Below are 14184 nucleotides of genomic sequence, written 5' to 3' on the forward strand. Positions count from 1 at the left end.
TCGTTGCACCGCCGGCGTTGTCTGACGGAGCTGGAGCTAGCGCTGCAGCTCGGCGATACGCCGTGGTGTCGTTTCGTGCTCGTTGCGGGGTGCAAACGCAGCGACCGGGTTGTTCAGCGGCTCGGCCATGATCAGGCTGCCTGCCGGGTTGGCCAGGTCGACCATTTGCAGGTTGTTCTTCAGTTGCAGACGGTTCAGGCATGAATGCAGGAAGTTCGGCGCAAAGAAGTTGTAGCGCGCGAAGCGCTCGGCCAGTTCCGGGTGCGCACGCTGATAGTCGATCACTGACTCAGCGACACCGCGCCAGAACTCGGTTTCGCTCATGCACTGGTTCTCTTCGAGAATCTGGCTCATATGACGGAACACGCCGTCGAACACATCGATGAAGATGCCGAGGATCTTGTAGTCCTCCGGCACGTCCACGGCCAGACGTTCCAGGCCCGGTGGCATCTGCGCATCCTTGTCGAGAATCGCCGACTCTTCGGCGATGTCCTTCATGATCGCGCGCACCGGCACGTGGCCGTCGAGTACCAGAATCAGGTTCTCGCCATGCGGCATGAACACCAGGTGGTGCGCATAGAAGCAGTGCATCAGCGGGCGCAGGAAGGCATCCATGTAGCGGCGCATCCAGGTCTGCGCAGTTAGCCCCGAGCGGCGGATCAGCTCGGGCAGCAGTGCCTGGCCGTGCGGGTCGACGTGCAACAGCGCGGCCATGGTCATCAGCCGTTCGCCGCTTTTCAGGCGGCTACCGGGGCTCTCCCGCCACAGCGCCGAGAGCATCTTCTTGTACGGGCTGTCGGTCTCCAGCGCCGCCTCGTAGTAGCGGTTGCGATAACCCACGGAGGCGACTTCGCGCAGGATGCTGAAACCGTATTCACGCAGCACCGGGTCGCTGCTAATCAACTGGTCCAGATAGGCGTTGATCGCCGGCGTGCCGGCCATGTAGTACGGCGACAGGCCGCGCATGAACCCCATGTTGAGGATCGACAACGAGGTCTTCACGTAGCAGCGTTGCGGCTGCGACATGTTGTAGTAGGTACGCAGCGACTGCTGAGCGACGTATTCGTCGCTGCTACGCCCCAGCGGCACGATTTTGCGCTGGGCGATGTCGGCGGCGAACATCAGGCTCAGCTTGCTGAACCACTGCCAGGGGTGCGTCGGCATCAGCAGGTAGTCATCGGCATTCAGCCCCTGCTCCTGCAGTTGCTTGCGATAGGCCAGCAACTGCGCCTCGCCCAGCTCGTCGCGCAGCAGTTGCTCGTGATCCAGCCCCGGCACGGCGGCGAAATGTGCGTTGTCGCGGTGTACCGCGAGCCAGATGATGGCGAAGCGCGAGCCGGTTTCCGGTGCGTAGGCGTGATAGTCGAAAGCGTTGAAACCCAGGCGGCCATTGTTGGCAACGAAGCCGGGATGGCCCTCGATCATCGCCGCCTCGATGGTCTGGTAGTCAGCATCCGCCAACTCGGCACTGCTCAGTGCCCGTTCGCCGTGCTTGAAGGCCGCACCGTAGAGGGTGCTGCTGATCTCATCCAGATACACCGGCAGCTTGTCCGCCGGGATGCCCAGCGTCCGCTTGAAGTCGATGACGAAGGTCAGCGCATCGAGCGTCTGCTGCTGGCCATCGAGCAGGCGTTCGATGCTGGCCGGCTCGATGTGCCAATGGCGCAAGGCCATGGTGCGCGCTTCGAAGTGGTACACACAGCCTTCGGTATCCGCCTGCAGCTCGTAGCGCTGCCAGCCTTCACGCTCGGCTGCGCCCAGCACGCGCGGGTTGAACAACTGCTCATGGGCGTACTCGGCGATAGCCTTGCGCACCAGCAGACGGTTGACCTTGTGCCACAGCTCGGGGCTGAGGTGGGCGACGGCGTCGGCAGGATGATCCAGACGAGGAGAAGTCATAGCGGGCTTGATCCTTCAAGTGATTGGAAGAAGTCGGCGGGCGTGCAGAACGCCAGCAGCGCGGTCTTGGCAGGTAGATCGACAGGGCCTTGCTCAACGAAGCCGACCAGACGGTTCAGGCGATGCACCTTGTGATTGCGAATGTCCGGCTCCACAACCACGCGGCGGGCACCGAGTTCGTCGAAGAGGAAGGCCATCACCGCGCGCAGCACGTCACGGGTGAAGTGGCGAATCGGCTCCTTGCTCGGGCCGACGAAAAAGTGCATGCCGAGGTCGCCGGGCTGCACCGCATAGAGTTCGCCGAGCGGGTCGTGCCGAGGGTCGTAGCACTCCATGACGAACGCTGGCGTACCTCGATAGCAGCCCATGAAGGCACGCATGTGGCCGCTACCCATGGCGTCGGCGTAGAAGTCGCGGGTCGCCTCCAGGGTCATGTCCTGCATGTTCCAGTAATGGGCGTAGTCCATCTGGTACCAGGGGTGGATCACCGCGACATCCTCGTCGAGACGCAACGGACGCAGGCTGAATTGCGGGTCCAGCGATGCACACGGATGGCGCGACACTGCGGCCTCAGTTGGCATGGCAAAGTTCTCCCTGAGCGGCATGCCGGCGATCGACGCCGAACCAGCCGCGGTCGATGATCGCCGTGAGCAGCAGGCCTGCCGCAGCGATGACGAAGGTCAGCGGAATACCGACCAGGTTGACCAGAAACCCGGCGCCGAACGAGGACAGCAGCACGCCAAGGTTCTGGAAGAAGTTGGTGACGCCGAAATCGCGGGCATACGCATCCGGCGTACTGACCTTGAACAGAGTGACCTCGAGCTTGACGATCACCTGATACAGCGCCCACCCGTACAGGCAGCGACCGATGATGATCAGCTCCAGCGACTCGCTGGCCTGCAGCGCCAGGCCCGATGCCCCGAGCAGCAGATTGAACAGGGTGTGATCGACCCAGCGCGGTGGCTGCGCGAGCAGGTGCTTGAGCAGCAGCGCGAGCAAGGCGACGATGCCGGGGATGGCGAACACCAGACCGGTCAGCAGTGGCTCGTGCAGCCCCGTACGCGCCTCCCAGTACAGGGTGAAGAAAGGCCGTACCAGGTAGGCGCTGAAGTCGAAGAGAAACATCAGCAGGCACAGCTTGAGCAGCGCCGACAGCGCCTGCGGGCTACGCCGCGGCACCGGTGCCTGGCCGCTCTTCTCCTCGCGGCTGAGTACCTTGACCACCCTGCCCGTGCGGATCAGATAGAGACACAGCGCCATCTGCGCCAGGTCCCCGGCCGCCATCAGAGCGATGCAGAAGCTCGGCCCGTAATGCTCCAGCGCCATGCCACCGACGGCAGCGCCGAAGATCGCGCCGATATGGATGACCACCGACAGCAGGCCGATCACCAGGCTGTGGTTTTGCGGCTCTTCCAGACGCATCAGGTAGGGAAACATCAGCAGGTAGCTGGCCTTGGTCATGAACATCATCAGGCTCAGCACCCAGTAGCTCTCGACGTTCGGCGCCCAGATCGAAGCCAGACAGAGCAGTGCAGCCACTCCCTGGGTGTAGAACAGCAGGTGCATGGTCTCCATACGCCTGGCGACACGCGCCCAGACGGGCAGCATGCACATCACCGCAATCGAGATGGCGGCGATGTAGGCACCCACATGCACCGGGCTGGTCACGCCGTAACGGGTCTCGAAGAATTGCGGGTAGAACGCGATCAGAATCGAATCGCTGATCACGCCGAAGCCCGACATGATCAGAATGGTGGTGCGCAGGTTCATGCAGAGGCGCTCCCCTGCCCGAGCGCGACGAAGCCGCAATCAGCCGGCGGCTGGAAATCCTGGTAGGTGGTGCGCGCCTCGCAGGGATACGCATCACGCCCGGTCAGCTCATTGAGCAAACGACCATTGCGCCAGCAAGCCAGACCAAGATCGGGGTTGGTCAGGCCGTGGCTGTGCAAGCCAACGTTCTGCACATAGATCTCACTATCCTGATGATCCACCACCCAGTTCGGCGATGGCGCGTAACGTCCTTGTGCATCCCAGCGAATCCGCTCGCGAATGCCCTCGATGAAACTTGGCAGTTGGTAGCGATAGCCGGTGGCGAACACCAGCCCGTCGGTCGCGTGGCCATAACGCGCGCCCGTCTGAGCGTGCTGAAACTCCAGTTGCCATTGCCCGCTGATAGCGTCTCGCCGGCATTGCTGCAACGCCAGGTTGGGCAGCAGCCTGACACCGGTAAGGCCCTGCTGCTGACGCTCGTCCAGGGTCTGGTAGATACGCTCGATCAGCGATTGATTGATGCCGTTGTAGATACTGCGTTGGTCATCGAGGATTTGCCGCTTGACCCCGTCGTCCAGGCCGTAGAAATAGCGGCCATAGTCCGGCGTGATCAACTCGAGGGTGAGCTTGGCGTTCTCCATCTGGAAAAAGCGCGGCGCACGGGTCACCCAGTTCAACTGGTATCCACGTTGCGGGGCTTGCTCCAGCAAGTCCTGAAACACCTCCGCACCGCTCTGCCCACTGCCGATCACGGTAATGCTACGACAACGCTGCAGTGCCTCCCTGCTGTCCAGGTAACCCGAGGTATGCACCGCCTGGCGAGCGTCGCCAGGGCTGCAGCAGGCAGGAATGTGCGGCACACCACCGATACCGATCACCAGTTTGCGACAGCTGTACTGGAAACCCTCGCCGGTATCGCCGCGCACACCGGCCAGCACATAGCCAGGCAGCGAATCGTCGTACCAGACCTCCTGCACTTCGTGCTGATAGCGCAGGTTGTCGAGCTGCGCCGCCGCCCACTTGCAGTAGCGATCGAACTCCTGACGTGACAGGTACCAGTTCTCGCGGATGTAGTAGTTGTACAAGCGGCCTTGCTGCTTGCAGTAGTTGAGGTAGCTGAAACGACTGGTGGGATCGGCCATCGAGACCAGATCGGCAAGGAAGGGATTCTGTAGCGTGGTGCCATCTAGCAGCATGCCGGGGTGCCAGCTGAATTCGGCCTTCCTGTCGAGGAACAGGCTGCGGGCTCCCAGAGGCTCCGCGAGGCATGCCAATCCGAGATTGAAAGGCCCGATGCCAATTGCGATGAAATCGTAGGGCAATTCCGTGGTCACGTCGCACCTCATCGGTCCGGATGAAAGTGGGCCGATACTAAAACCACATGATAATGATTTGCAACCGCGCTTAAGAACAAATACTTATATCGAGCCCTCGCGTTAGCACGGCACCCGAGACGGCTATCTGAGCAGCCAAGCAGGGAACAAAAGGTGCGATCTAGAGGTCTTGCGCGCCTGAAATGAAGACCAAACACCACATCCAGAGACCGCATGCTCTGGATCCGCGAAGCGACAGCGAAGAGGGGAAACAGCGAGGCGACTGGGCGGCATGGCGAGCGAAGGTCGCTCATGCAGAATCAGAGAACAAGGCGGAGAAGCACGCCAGATCGGCGAGAAAGAAGATGGCGTCCCCTGCTGGAATCGAACCAGCATCTAGCCCTTAGGAGGGGCTTATTCTATCCGTTGAACTAAGGGGACACGGCCGTATTCGCTACGGCCGGGCCGCATCTTAGCGGCGGCGCGCGCATTTGTCATGTCGCCACCGCTCCCTGCCTAACGTTGCCAGCCCTGGGATACCTCCTTGGCAGCCGCTGCTGCACGCACCGGTTGCAGGCCACCGCGCAAACGCTCCAGCGCCATGCGGTCGGCTATCGCGGTGGTGGTCGCGCCTTCACGTTCGGCGCGCTGGAAGATTTCCGCCAGGGTCGGGCCGATGCCCTCTATATGCGCCTTGAGTTGAGCAGCGCTGCCACCGGTGCGCTCATAGCAGACATCGATGATGCCGCCGGCATTGATCGCGTAGTCCGGCGCATACAGGCATTCACGACGACGCAGCAGCTCGGCCAGGCTGGCGTCGGCCAGCTGATTGTTGGCCGCGCCGGCGATGATTGGCGCGCGCAGGGCTTCCAGCGTCTGCAGGTTGACGATGGCGCCCAGCGCGCACGGCGCGAACACGTCCACATCGAGGCGGTAGATATCGTGCTGGCCGACCGCGGTGGCGCCGAGCTGGGCGACCGCGCGCTGCACGTTGGTCTCATGAATGTCGGTCACCCACAGCTGGGCGCCGGCGTCCTTGAACAGCTTGGCCAGGCCGAAGCCGACCTGGCCGACGCCCTGGATGGCCACACGGATACCGGAAAGGTCCTGGCGACCGAGGCGATGGGCCACTGCAGCCTGGATACCGATGAACACGCCATAGGCGGTGGACGGCGATGGATCGCCGTCACGGCTGCCGCCACCGAAGGCCTCACGCTGCCCGGCGCCAGCCACATGGCGAGTGCGCTCGGCCATGATGCGCATCTCGGCCACGCCGGTACCGGAGTCCGCCGCCGTGACATAACGCCCGCCCAGGCTGTCGACGAAATCACCCATGGCCTGGAACAGCGCCTCGCTCTTGCCGGTGTGCGGGTCGCCGATGATCACCGCCTTGCCGCCACCGAGCGGCAAGCGGGCCAACGCCGATTTATAGGTCATGCCGCGCGACAGGCGCAGCACATCGCGCAGCGCCTCTTCGTCCGTGGCGTAGTTCCACATGCGGCAGCCGCCCAGTGCCGGGCCAAGGGTGCTGTCATGAATGGCGATGATGGCTTTCAGGCCGCTGGCCTTGTCGTGGCCATAGACCACCTGTTCGTGCTGATCGAAGTCGACGTGAGTGAAGACGGACATCGGGTTACCTCGGATGTAAAAGGCCGCCCCTCTCCCGCGTGGGAGAGGGTGGCAAAGGGGATGGGTCTGAGGCTCAGGCAGCCGGTTCGAACAACTGCACGGCGGCGATTTCGCTGACGGTCAGGCGTGCCTTGAGCTGCGTCGCCTGCTCGCGCGCCTTGGCCAGCGCCGCTTCCTTCACATGACCGTAGCCGCGGATCTGCTCAGGAATCTCGGCCAGCGCCACTGCCGTGCGGTAGTTGCTGCCATTGAGCTCGGCGAGCAGATAAGCCACGTTGGCTTCGTATTCCTCGATCAGTTCGCGTTCCAGGCGACGTTCGGCGCTGTGGCCGAACGGATCGAGCGCGCTGCCACGCAGGAACTTGAAGCGCGCCAGCACGCCGAATGCCTTGAGCATCCAGGGACCGAAGCTGCGCTTGCGCGGCTCGCCGGTAACGGCATCCGGCTTGCTCAGCCAGCTCGGCGCCAAGTGGAACTGCAGCTGGTAGTCACCTTCGAACTGCGCTTCGAGCTGCTTGCGGAAGGTCGCATCGCTGTAAAGCCGCGCCACTTCATACTCGTCCTTGTAGGCCAGGAGTTTGAAGTAGTAACGCGCCACGGCCTTGCTCAGGCGCTGCTCGGCATCGGTGTCGGCCTTGCGCACGCGCTCGACCAGTTCGCGATAGCGCTCGGCATAGGCAGCGTTCTGGTAGGCGGTCAGACGCTGCACGCGGTCGGCGACGATTTCCTCCAGCGTGCTGCAATGTGGCGCCTCGACCACCTTGGGTGCAGCGACTTTCTCCACTGCAGCCAAGTCATGCGCAGCCCGACGCCCCCAGAGAAACGCCTGCTGGTTTAGCTCGATGGCCACGCCATTGAGTTCGATGGCCTTGTTGATCGCCTCGGCCGTTACCGGCACCAGTCCCTTTTGATATGCATAGCCGAGCATGAACAGGTTGGTGGCGATGCTGTCGCCGAGCAGGCGAGTGGCCAGGCGCGTGGCATCGACAAAACGGGTCTTGCCCTCGCCCACCGCTTCGCTGATCGCTTCGCGCATGGCCGCGCCGGGCACCTGGGCGTCCGGGTTGCGGGTGAACTCGGCAGTGGCCGCTTCATGGCTGTTGATCAGCGCATGGGCGATCTTGTCGTTGAGCTTGGCCAGTGCCTCTTCACTGGACGACACCACCAGGTCGCAGCCCAGCAGCAGATCGGTTTCCCCGGCGGCGATACGCACGGCGTAGATGTCGCTCTGCCGCGCGGCGATGCGGATGTGGGTGATCACCGGGCCGAACTTCTGCGCCAGCCCAGCCTGATCGAGCACGGTACAGCCCTTGCCTTCGATGTGCGCGGCCATACCCAGCAGGGCACCGACGGTGGTCACGCCACTACCGCCGACACCCGGCAGGAGGATGTTCCAGGGCCGGCTCAGAGCCGGTTGCTTCGGCTCCGGCAAGGCGATGAATAGCGCGCCCAGGCCAACGGCCTCTGGCTTGCGCAGGCCGCCGCCGTGCACGGTAACGAAGCTCGGGCAGAAGCCTTCCAGGCAACTGAAATCCTTGTTGCAGGCGCTCTGATCGATCTCGCGCTTGCGCCCCAGTTCGGTTTCCAGCGGCAGCACAGACAGGCAGTTGGATTTCACGCTGCAATCGCCGCAGCCCTCGCACACCGCCGGGTTGATGAAGGCGCGTTTGGCCGGGTCGACCATCTTGCCGCGCTTGCGCCGACGCCGTTTCTCAGTGGCGCAGGTCTGGTCGTAGAGGATCACCGAAACGCCCTTGAACTCGCGTAGCTCGCGCTGCACGGCGTCCAGCTCGCGGCGGTGATGGAAGGTCACGCCCGGAGCGAAGGTGGCGCGGGTCGGGTACTTGTCCGGCTCGTCGCTGACCAGGGCGATACGTTTGACGCCCTCGGCATGTACCTGCTGGCTGAGCTGGTCGATGCGCAGCTCGCCGTCGATGGGCTGGCCGCCGGTCATGGCCACCGCATCGTTGTAGAGAATCTTGTAGGTGATATTGACCCCGGCGGCCACGGCCGCACGCAGGGCCAGATGGCCGGAATGGAAGTAGGTGCCGTCGCCGAGGTTCTGGAACACATGCGGGGTGTCGGTGAACGGCGCCTGGCCGATCCAGGTCGCGCCCTCGCCGCCCATCTGGGTGAAGGTATCAGTGCTGCGATCCATCCACTGGGTCATGTAGTGGCAACCGATACCGCCGAGAGCGCGGCTGCCTTCCGGCACCTTGGTCGAGCTGTTATGCGGGCAACCCGAGCAGAAATGCGGGGTACGCGCAGTCTTGTGTTTGGGGGCAGCCAGAGCCTTTTCCTTGGCATCGAGAAAGGCCAGGCGCTCTTCGATGGTCGGGCTGCTATAGATCGGCGCCAGGCGCTTGGCGATCACCCGGGCGATCATTGCCGGGGTCAACTCGCCCAGGTTCGGAAACAGCGAATTGCCCTGCTCGTCGAACTCACCGACCACACGCGGACGCTTGCCCACCGGCCAGTTGTAGAGCTGACCGGTGAGCTGGTCTTCAATGATGCTGCGTTTCTCTTCCACCACCAGGATTTCATCCAGGCCTTCGGCGAACTGGTGCACCGAGACCGGCTCCAGCGGCCAGCTCATGCCGACCTTGAGCACGCGCAAACCGACCTTGGCGCACAGCGCCTCGTCCAGGCCGAGGTCGTCCAGCGCCTGGCGCACGTCGAGGTAGGACTTGCCGGTGGTGATGATGCCCAGGCGAGGGTTGGGCGAGTCGAGCTTGACCTGGTTGAGGTTGTTGGCCAGGGCGAAGGCCCGCGCAGCGTAGATCTTGTACACGTTGAGGCGCTTTTCCTGCGCCAGGGGTGGATCGGGCCAGCGGATGTGAACGCCGTCTTCCGGCAGCTGGAAATCCTCGGGAATCTTAATCTGGATGCGTAGCGGGTCAACGTCCACCACGGCCGAGGAATCGACGTTCTCGGCGATGGTCTTCAGCGCCACCCAGCAACCGCTGTAGCGCGACAGCTCCCAGCCGATAATGCCGTAGTCCAGCACTTCCTGGACGTTGGCCGGGTTGAGCACCGGGATCGAGGCGGCGATAAAGGCATGCTCGCTCTGGTGCGCGATGGTCGAGGACTTGCAGCCGTGGTCATCGCCAGCCAGCACCAACACACCGCCATGCTTGGAGACGCCGGCCGAGTTGCCGTGCTTGAACACGTCTCCACTGCGGTCGACGCCCGGCCCCTTGCCGTACCACATGGCGAACACGCCGTCGTAGCGGGCGCCGGGGAACAGGTTGGCCTGCTGGCTACCCCACACCGCGGTGGCGCCCAGCTCTTCGTTGACGCCGGGCTGGAAGTGGATATGGTTTTGCTTGAGGTACTCGCGCGCGTCCCACAGGCTCTTGTCCAGGCCGCCCAAGGGCGAGCCGCGATAGCCGGATATGAAGCAGGCGGTATTGAGTCCGAAGGCGGCATCACGCTGCTTCTGCAGCATGGGCAGGCGGGTGAGCGCCTGAGTGCCGGTCAGGTAGAGATGACCAGTCGCGAGGCGGTATTTGTCATCCAGGCGGATTTCGGCCAATGACATGGGGCGCTCCTTTTATTCTTATGGCGAGCACAGGGAGCGCGACGGTAGACACGCTCCGTTGAGTCCGGTCGCAGGATCGCTGCGACGGATTTGCCTAAAGCATGACCGGAGGGTTCCGCTTTTTTCTTTCTATTTTCGAGTAGCAGAGACAATACTTCGCATGATCCTTCCAACAATCTCAAGAAAATGGAAAAAATCATGCAGGACAAGCTCAGCCCCATCGACCGGCGGATTCTCCGCCTGCTGCAGCACAACGCCGATCTTTCTGCAGCCGAAGTGGCGGAAAAGGTCGAACTGTCGCAATCGCCCTGCTGGCGACGTATCAATCGCATGCAGGAAGAGGGGCTGATCGACCGTAAGGTCGCCCTACTCAATCACAAGCGCCTGGGATTCGGCATCACGGTGTTCGTCGACATCAAGCTGTCGGCCCATGGTCGCGGCAATCTGGACGAGTTCGAACAGGCCGTGGTCGGCTATCCGCAGGTGCTGGAGTGCTACAGCATGGCCGGCGGCTCGGACTACCTGCTCAAGGTAGTGGCCAAGGACATCGCCGATTACGAGCGCTTCCTGCGTGACCACCTGCTGCAACGCCCGCACGTACACGAAGCGCATTCGCACATCGCCATGAGCGAAGTGAAGCGGACAACGGAATTGCCGCTGGATTGACCGGCAGCGCAAGCCAATCCGTCGCCCCGATGCAATCCAAAAATGACTGTCGGGCGGCCCCGGATTACATCCGGGCTACAGCACCAGACCATCACTGGCCAGGCTGACTCCTGGCGGCAAGGCGGCCGGATGATCGAGCAGCCAGGCGTCGAAGCTGTGGCCGATATGGGTGAGTACGGACTTCGCGGGCCGCAAGCGCTCGATCACCTCCAACGCCCGCGTCAGGTCATTGTGATTACGCGGCGCGATGGGGTGCGGTGCGGTAGAACAATCCAGTACCAGCAGATCCAGTGGCGCTCGCTGCAGTTCGGCGCAACTGGCCTCGGGTACGCCGATGGTATCGGTGAGGTAGGCAATTCGCCTGACCTGCCCCTCAAGCCCCGGCCCTTCAAACAAGTACCCAAAGGTTGGCTTGGAGTGAGTCAGCGGTAGCGCGGTGACCTGCAGTTCGCCCAGTTGGCGACGCTCGAAGGCCACGAAAGGCTGGCTGAAATCGAGAATGCCGGGGTGCTTGTACAGATCGGCCAGGCCAGCCGGGTCATCCGGGCCATGCACCGGAATCACCAAACCCTGCCCCCAACGCAGATGCAGCAGACCCTGGGCATGGTCGGCGTGGTAGTGGGTCTGCAGAATTCCACTGAGGCTATGCGGCGCAAAGCGTTCGGCAAGATCGGTCAGGCCGCTGTCGATCAGCCAGCGCTGCGCGCCGCATTCGATCAGCGCGCAACAGGGGCCACGGCGCCGCGCTGGATAGACCCGCGCCGCATCGCAGGCCGGACAGCTGCAGTTGTACACCGGTACCTGGCGGGCATCGCCGGTGCCAAGCAAGGTCAGGCGCATCGGCGCATCTCGTCGAGCAGGTACAGCAGGCGGCTGACGGTGTGCGGCAGGGGGCCGGAGTTGTCGAGGATGACGACACTCTCCGCAGATACCATTGTGGGAGCGGCTTTAGCCGCGACAGTCGCCGCTGAAGCGCCTCCCACTGGGGCAAAGCTGCGGCTGCGCGCCAGGCGCTGCTCGATCTGCTCCAGCGTCTCGCGGCCACGAGCCAGCAAGCGCTGGCGCAGCACCGCCTCGTCGACCTGCAGAAGAATCGCCAGCAGATCCGGATAGCGCTGGCGCGTAGCCTCGAGATGGCCGCGTGAACCGTTAATCAACACATCCTGGCCGGCGCTCAGCCAATCATCGATCTCGCGCGGGATGCCGTAGGCCAGGCCATTGGCGCGCCAGCTCAGGGCGAAGGCGCCCTCGCCTTCCAGGCGCTCGAATTCGCCCGGGGTGACGCCCAGCGCATCCTCGCCGACGGACTCGGCACTACGGGTGATCACCCGTCGGGCGAAACGGCAGCCGTGCGCCTCAAGCGGCGCACGTGCGGCTTGCAACAGGCTGTCCTTGCCCGAGCCCGAAGGCCCCATCAGATAGATCAACCTGCCCTGCATCAGAATACCCTTCGCGCTTGGCGCCACACCTGCTGGATCACCGGCTGCTCGCCATGCGCCCTGGCCTGCACCAGGTCGGCGCGCAGACCGACTCGGATCTCGCCGCGATCATCCAGTCCGGCCGCCCTGGCCGGCGCGCGGCTCACGGTGGCTATGGCCGCTGGTAGATCATAGTCGTTGTCCTGCCCGACTAGCAGCCAGGCCGCATGCAACAGGCTGGCCGGATAATAGTCGCTGGAGAGGATATCCAGCACACCGTGGCGCGCCAGTTCGGCGGCAGCGATATTGCCCGAGTGCGAGCCGCCGCGCACCAGGTTCGGTGCGCCCATCAGTACTTTCAGTCCCAGTTCGTGGCTGGCGCGTGCGGCCTCCAGGGTGGTAGGAAACTCGGCGATGGCCATGCCGAAACCAGCTGACTCCTGCACGTGAGCCAGGGTCGCGTCGTCATGGCTGGCCACCGAGATACCACGGGAATGGCAGTCCTCGACGATGGCGCGACGCTGGCGGTCGCTGTACTGGCGCGAGTTGGCGATCTGTTCCTGAAGAAACTCCTCCATCTCCGCCGGGCTCAGGTGGTACTTGCCCATGTAGTACTCGCGGTACTTCTCCACCTTGGCGAACTGGCGCTGGCCGGGCGAGTGATCCATCACCGACACCAGCGCCACCAGCGGGTGCTCGACCAAGTCGCGATAGATCGTCAGCGCATCGGGATGGCACAGCTCGCAGCGCAGGTGCAGGCGGTGCTCGGCGCGGGTCTGCCCCGCCGCCTCGCTGGCGGCGATGGCCTCGATCATCGCCGGCAATTGCTGCATGCGCCGACCACGCGGGTTGATATCGCCGATGGACAGCGCATCGAACACCGTGGTGATGCCGGCGGCGACGATCTGCGCATCATGAGTCAGCACCGCCGAAGCCGACGGCCAATCCACCCCAGGACGCGGGCTCATATGCTTTTCCAGATTGTCGGTGTGCAGCTCCACCAGCCCCGGCAGCAGGTAATCGCCGCCCAGGTCCTGGGCCTGCGGCAGGTAGCTGGCGCCCTCGTCCACCGCGGCGATCAGCCCGTCGCGAAGCAGCAGGGTGCCGAGGAACTCGCGCTCGGCGGTAACGATACGAGCGTTGCTGAGAATCTGTTCAGACGACATAGACGTACTCCGGTTGCGCCGCAGCGGCGCTCATGTCGAGGTAACGGTCGGCCACCGCCTCGCGGGCGATGCGGTCGTGGAAGATGCCGATCAGCGCGCTGCCAGCCGCCTTGGCCTCCAGAATCAGCTCCAGCACCACCTGGCGGTTGGCGTCATCCAGCGAGGCGGTGGGCTCGTCGAGCAGCAGCACCGGCCACTCGACCATGAAGCCGCGGGCGATGTTGACGCGCTGCTGCTCGCCGCCGGAAAAGGTGCCTGGTGCCAGTTGCCACAGCGCCTCGGGGATATTCAGCCGGCTCAGCAGGCTCTTGGCTCGCGCCTCGGCATCGCTGCGCGTCCAGCCGCGGGCCAGCGCCGGCTCCATCACCACGTCCAGGGTCGATACGCGCGGGATCACCCGCAAAAACTGGCTGACGTAGCCCAGGCTCTGCCGGCGCACCGCCAGCACCTGGCGCGGTTCTGCGCCGACCAGCTCCACCGGCTTGTTCTGGTGACGGATGCGGATGCTGCCGCCAGCGGCCAGGTAGTTGCCGTACAGCGTGCGCAGCAGGGTCGACTTGCCGGCGCCGGACTGCCCATGCAGCACCAGGCACTCGCCGCCGCGCACGGCGAAATTCAGGTCACGCAGCACCTGCAGGACAACGCCGTTCTGCTGGTGCAGGGTGAAGGTTTTGCTGAGGCCGCTGACCTCGATCAGGTTGTTCATACACACCTCGGTTACCGTCGTAGCCCTGATTTCCTCGGGGCTACGGGTGGTCGGTTGTAGGGTGGATGGCGCTTTA

The 14184-nt window shown here is 63.7% G+C and carries 11 protein-coding genes and 1 tRNA gene; 1 reads left to right on the forward strand and 11 read right to left on the reverse strand.

Annotated features, from left to right (window positions below):
* Window positions 1-36: 36 nt before the first annotated feature.
* The 7 genes from B2U07_RS03625 to B2U07_RS03655 form a co-directional block, all read right to left on the reverse strand.
* A complete protein-coding gene (locus tag B2U07_RS03625) occupies window positions 37-1899 on the reverse strand; it encodes an IucA/IucC family protein (RefSeq protein ID WP_296275884.1) in 1863 nt (620 codons plus the stop codon).
* The gene (locus B2U07_RS03630) at window positions 1896-2480 is read right to left on the reverse strand and encodes a GNAT family N-acetyltransferase (protein WP_296275885.1); all 585 of its coding nucleotides are present in this window, start codon (window positions 2478-2480) and stop codon (window positions 1896-1898) included. The genes B2U07_RS03625 and B2U07_RS03630 overlap by 4 nt, the downstream gene beginning before the upstream one ends.
* Window positions 2470-3669, reverse strand: a complete 1200-nt coding sequence (locus B2U07_RS03635) for a YbfB/YjiJ family MFS transporter (protein WP_296275886.1) — start codon at window positions 3667-3669, stop codon at window positions 2470-2472. The genes B2U07_RS03630 and B2U07_RS03635 overlap by 11 nt, the downstream gene beginning before the upstream one ends.
* Window positions 3666-5003: a lysine N(6)-hydroxylase/L-ornithine N(5)-oxygenase family protein gene (locus tag B2U07_RS03640; RefSeq protein WP_296275888.1), complete on the reverse strand. Its 1338-nt coding sequence runs from the start codon at window positions 5001-5003 to the stop codon at window positions 3666-3668. Before B2U07_RS03640 ends, B2U07_RS03635 begins: the two co-directional genes overlap by 4 nt.
* Before the next feature lie 345 nt (window positions 5004-5348).
* A tRNA-Arg gene (locus tag B2U07_RS03645) sits at window positions 5349-5423 on the reverse strand.
* A gap of 75 nt (window positions 5424-5498) precedes the next feature.
* Window positions 5499-6611 carry a Glu/Leu/Phe/Val dehydrogenase dimerization domain-containing protein gene (locus B2U07_RS03650; protein ID WP_275544670.1) on the reverse strand — a complete coding sequence of 371 codons (1113 nt, stop codon included), beginning with the start codon at window positions 6609-6611 and terminating at the stop codon, window positions 5499-5501.
* Between the two features lie 73 nt (window positions 6612-6684).
* A complete protein-coding gene (locus B2U07_RS03655; protein WP_275544669.1) occupies window positions 6685-10152 on the reverse strand; it encodes an indolepyruvate ferredoxin oxidoreductase family protein in 3468 nt (1155 codons plus the stop codon).
* Between the two features lie 198 nt (window positions 10153-10350).
* Between B2U07_RS03655 and B2U07_RS03660 the strand changes: the two genes are divergently transcribed.
* Window positions 10351-10818: an Lrp/AsnC family transcriptional regulator gene (locus B2U07_RS03660; RefSeq protein WP_275544668.1), complete on the forward strand. Its 468-nt coding sequence runs from the start codon at window positions 10351-10353 to the stop codon at window positions 10816-10818.
* A gap of 75 nt (window positions 10819-10893) precedes the next feature.
* Here the strand turns inward: B2U07_RS03660 and phnP are convergent, their stop codons facing one another.
* The 4 genes from phnP to phnL are packed head-to-tail and all read right to left on the reverse strand — an operon-like array spanning window position 10894 to window position 14108.
* Window positions 10894-11658: a phosphonate metabolism protein PhnP gene (gene phnP, locus B2U07_RS03665; protein WP_275544667.1), complete on the reverse strand. Its 765-nt coding sequence runs from the start codon at window positions 11656-11658 to the stop codon at window positions 10894-10896.
* Window positions 11649-12257 carry a phosphonate metabolism protein/1,5-bisphosphokinase (PRPP-forming) PhnN gene (gene phnN, locus B2U07_RS03670; RefSeq protein WP_275544666.1) on the reverse strand — a complete coding sequence of 203 codons (609 nt, stop codon included), beginning with the start codon at window positions 12255-12257 and terminating at the stop codon, window positions 11649-11651. Before phnN ends, phnP begins: the two co-directional genes overlap by 10 nt.
* Window positions 12257-13402: an alpha-D-ribose 1-methylphosphonate 5-triphosphate diphosphatase gene (locus B2U07_RS03675; RefSeq protein WP_275544665.1), complete on the reverse strand. Its 1146-nt coding sequence runs from the start codon at window positions 13400-13402 to the stop codon at window positions 12257-12259. Before B2U07_RS03675 ends, phnN begins: the two co-directional genes overlap by 1 nt.
* Window positions 13392-14108, reverse strand: coding sequence for a phosphonate C-P lyase system protein PhnL (gene phnL / locus B2U07_RS03680; protein ID WP_275544664.1), 717 nt, complete (start codon window positions 14106-14108; stop codon window positions 13392-13394). Before phnL ends, B2U07_RS03675 begins: the two co-directional genes overlap by 11 nt.
* Between the last annotated feature and the right edge of the window lie 76 nt (window positions 14109-14184).

The organism is Pseudomonas sp. UBA7530, from assembly GCF_002479365.1.
Lineage (GTDB): Bacteria > Pseudomonadota > Gammaproteobacteria > Pseudomonadales > Pseudomonadaceae > Aquipseudomonas.

Coding starts and splice junctions, on each gene's coding strand:
- B2U07_RS03625 (WP_296275884.1), bottom strand. CDS start 1,899: ATGACTTCTCCTCGTCTGGATCATCCTGCCGACGCCGTCGCCCACCTC.
- B2U07_RS03630 (WP_296275885.1), bottom strand. CDS start 2,480: ATGCCAACTGAGGCCGCAGTGTCGCGCCATCCGTGTGCATCGCTGGAC.
- B2U07_RS03635 (WP_296275886.1), bottom strand. CDS start 3,669: ATGAACCTGCGCACCACCATTCTGATCATGTCGGGCTTCGGCGTGATC.
- B2U07_RS03650 (WP_275544670.1), bottom strand. CDS start 6,611: ATGTCCGTCTTCACTCACGTCGACTTCGATCAGCACGAACAGGTGGTC.
- B2U07_RS03655 (WP_275544669.1), bottom strand. CDS start 10,152: ATGTCATTGGCCGAAATCCGCCTGGATGACAAATACCGCCTCGCGACT.
- B2U07_RS03660 (WP_275544668.1), top strand. CDS start 10,351: ATGCAGGACAAGCTCAGCCCCATCGACCGGCGGATTCTCCGCCTGCTG.
- phnP (WP_275544667.1), bottom strand. CDS start 11,658: ATGCGCCTGACCTTGCTTGGCACCGGCGATGCCCGCCAGGTACCGGTG.
- phnN (WP_275544666.1), bottom strand. CDS start 12,257: ATGCAGGGCAGGTTGATCTATCTGATGGGGCCTTCGGGCTCGGGCAAG.
- B2U07_RS03675 (WP_275544665.1), bottom strand. CDS start 13,402: ATGTCGTCTGAACAGATTCTCAGCAACGCTCGTATCGTTACCGCCGAG.
- phnL (WP_275544664.1), bottom strand. CDS start 14,108: ATGAACAACCTGATCGAGGTCAGCGGCCTCAGCAAAACCTTCACCCTG.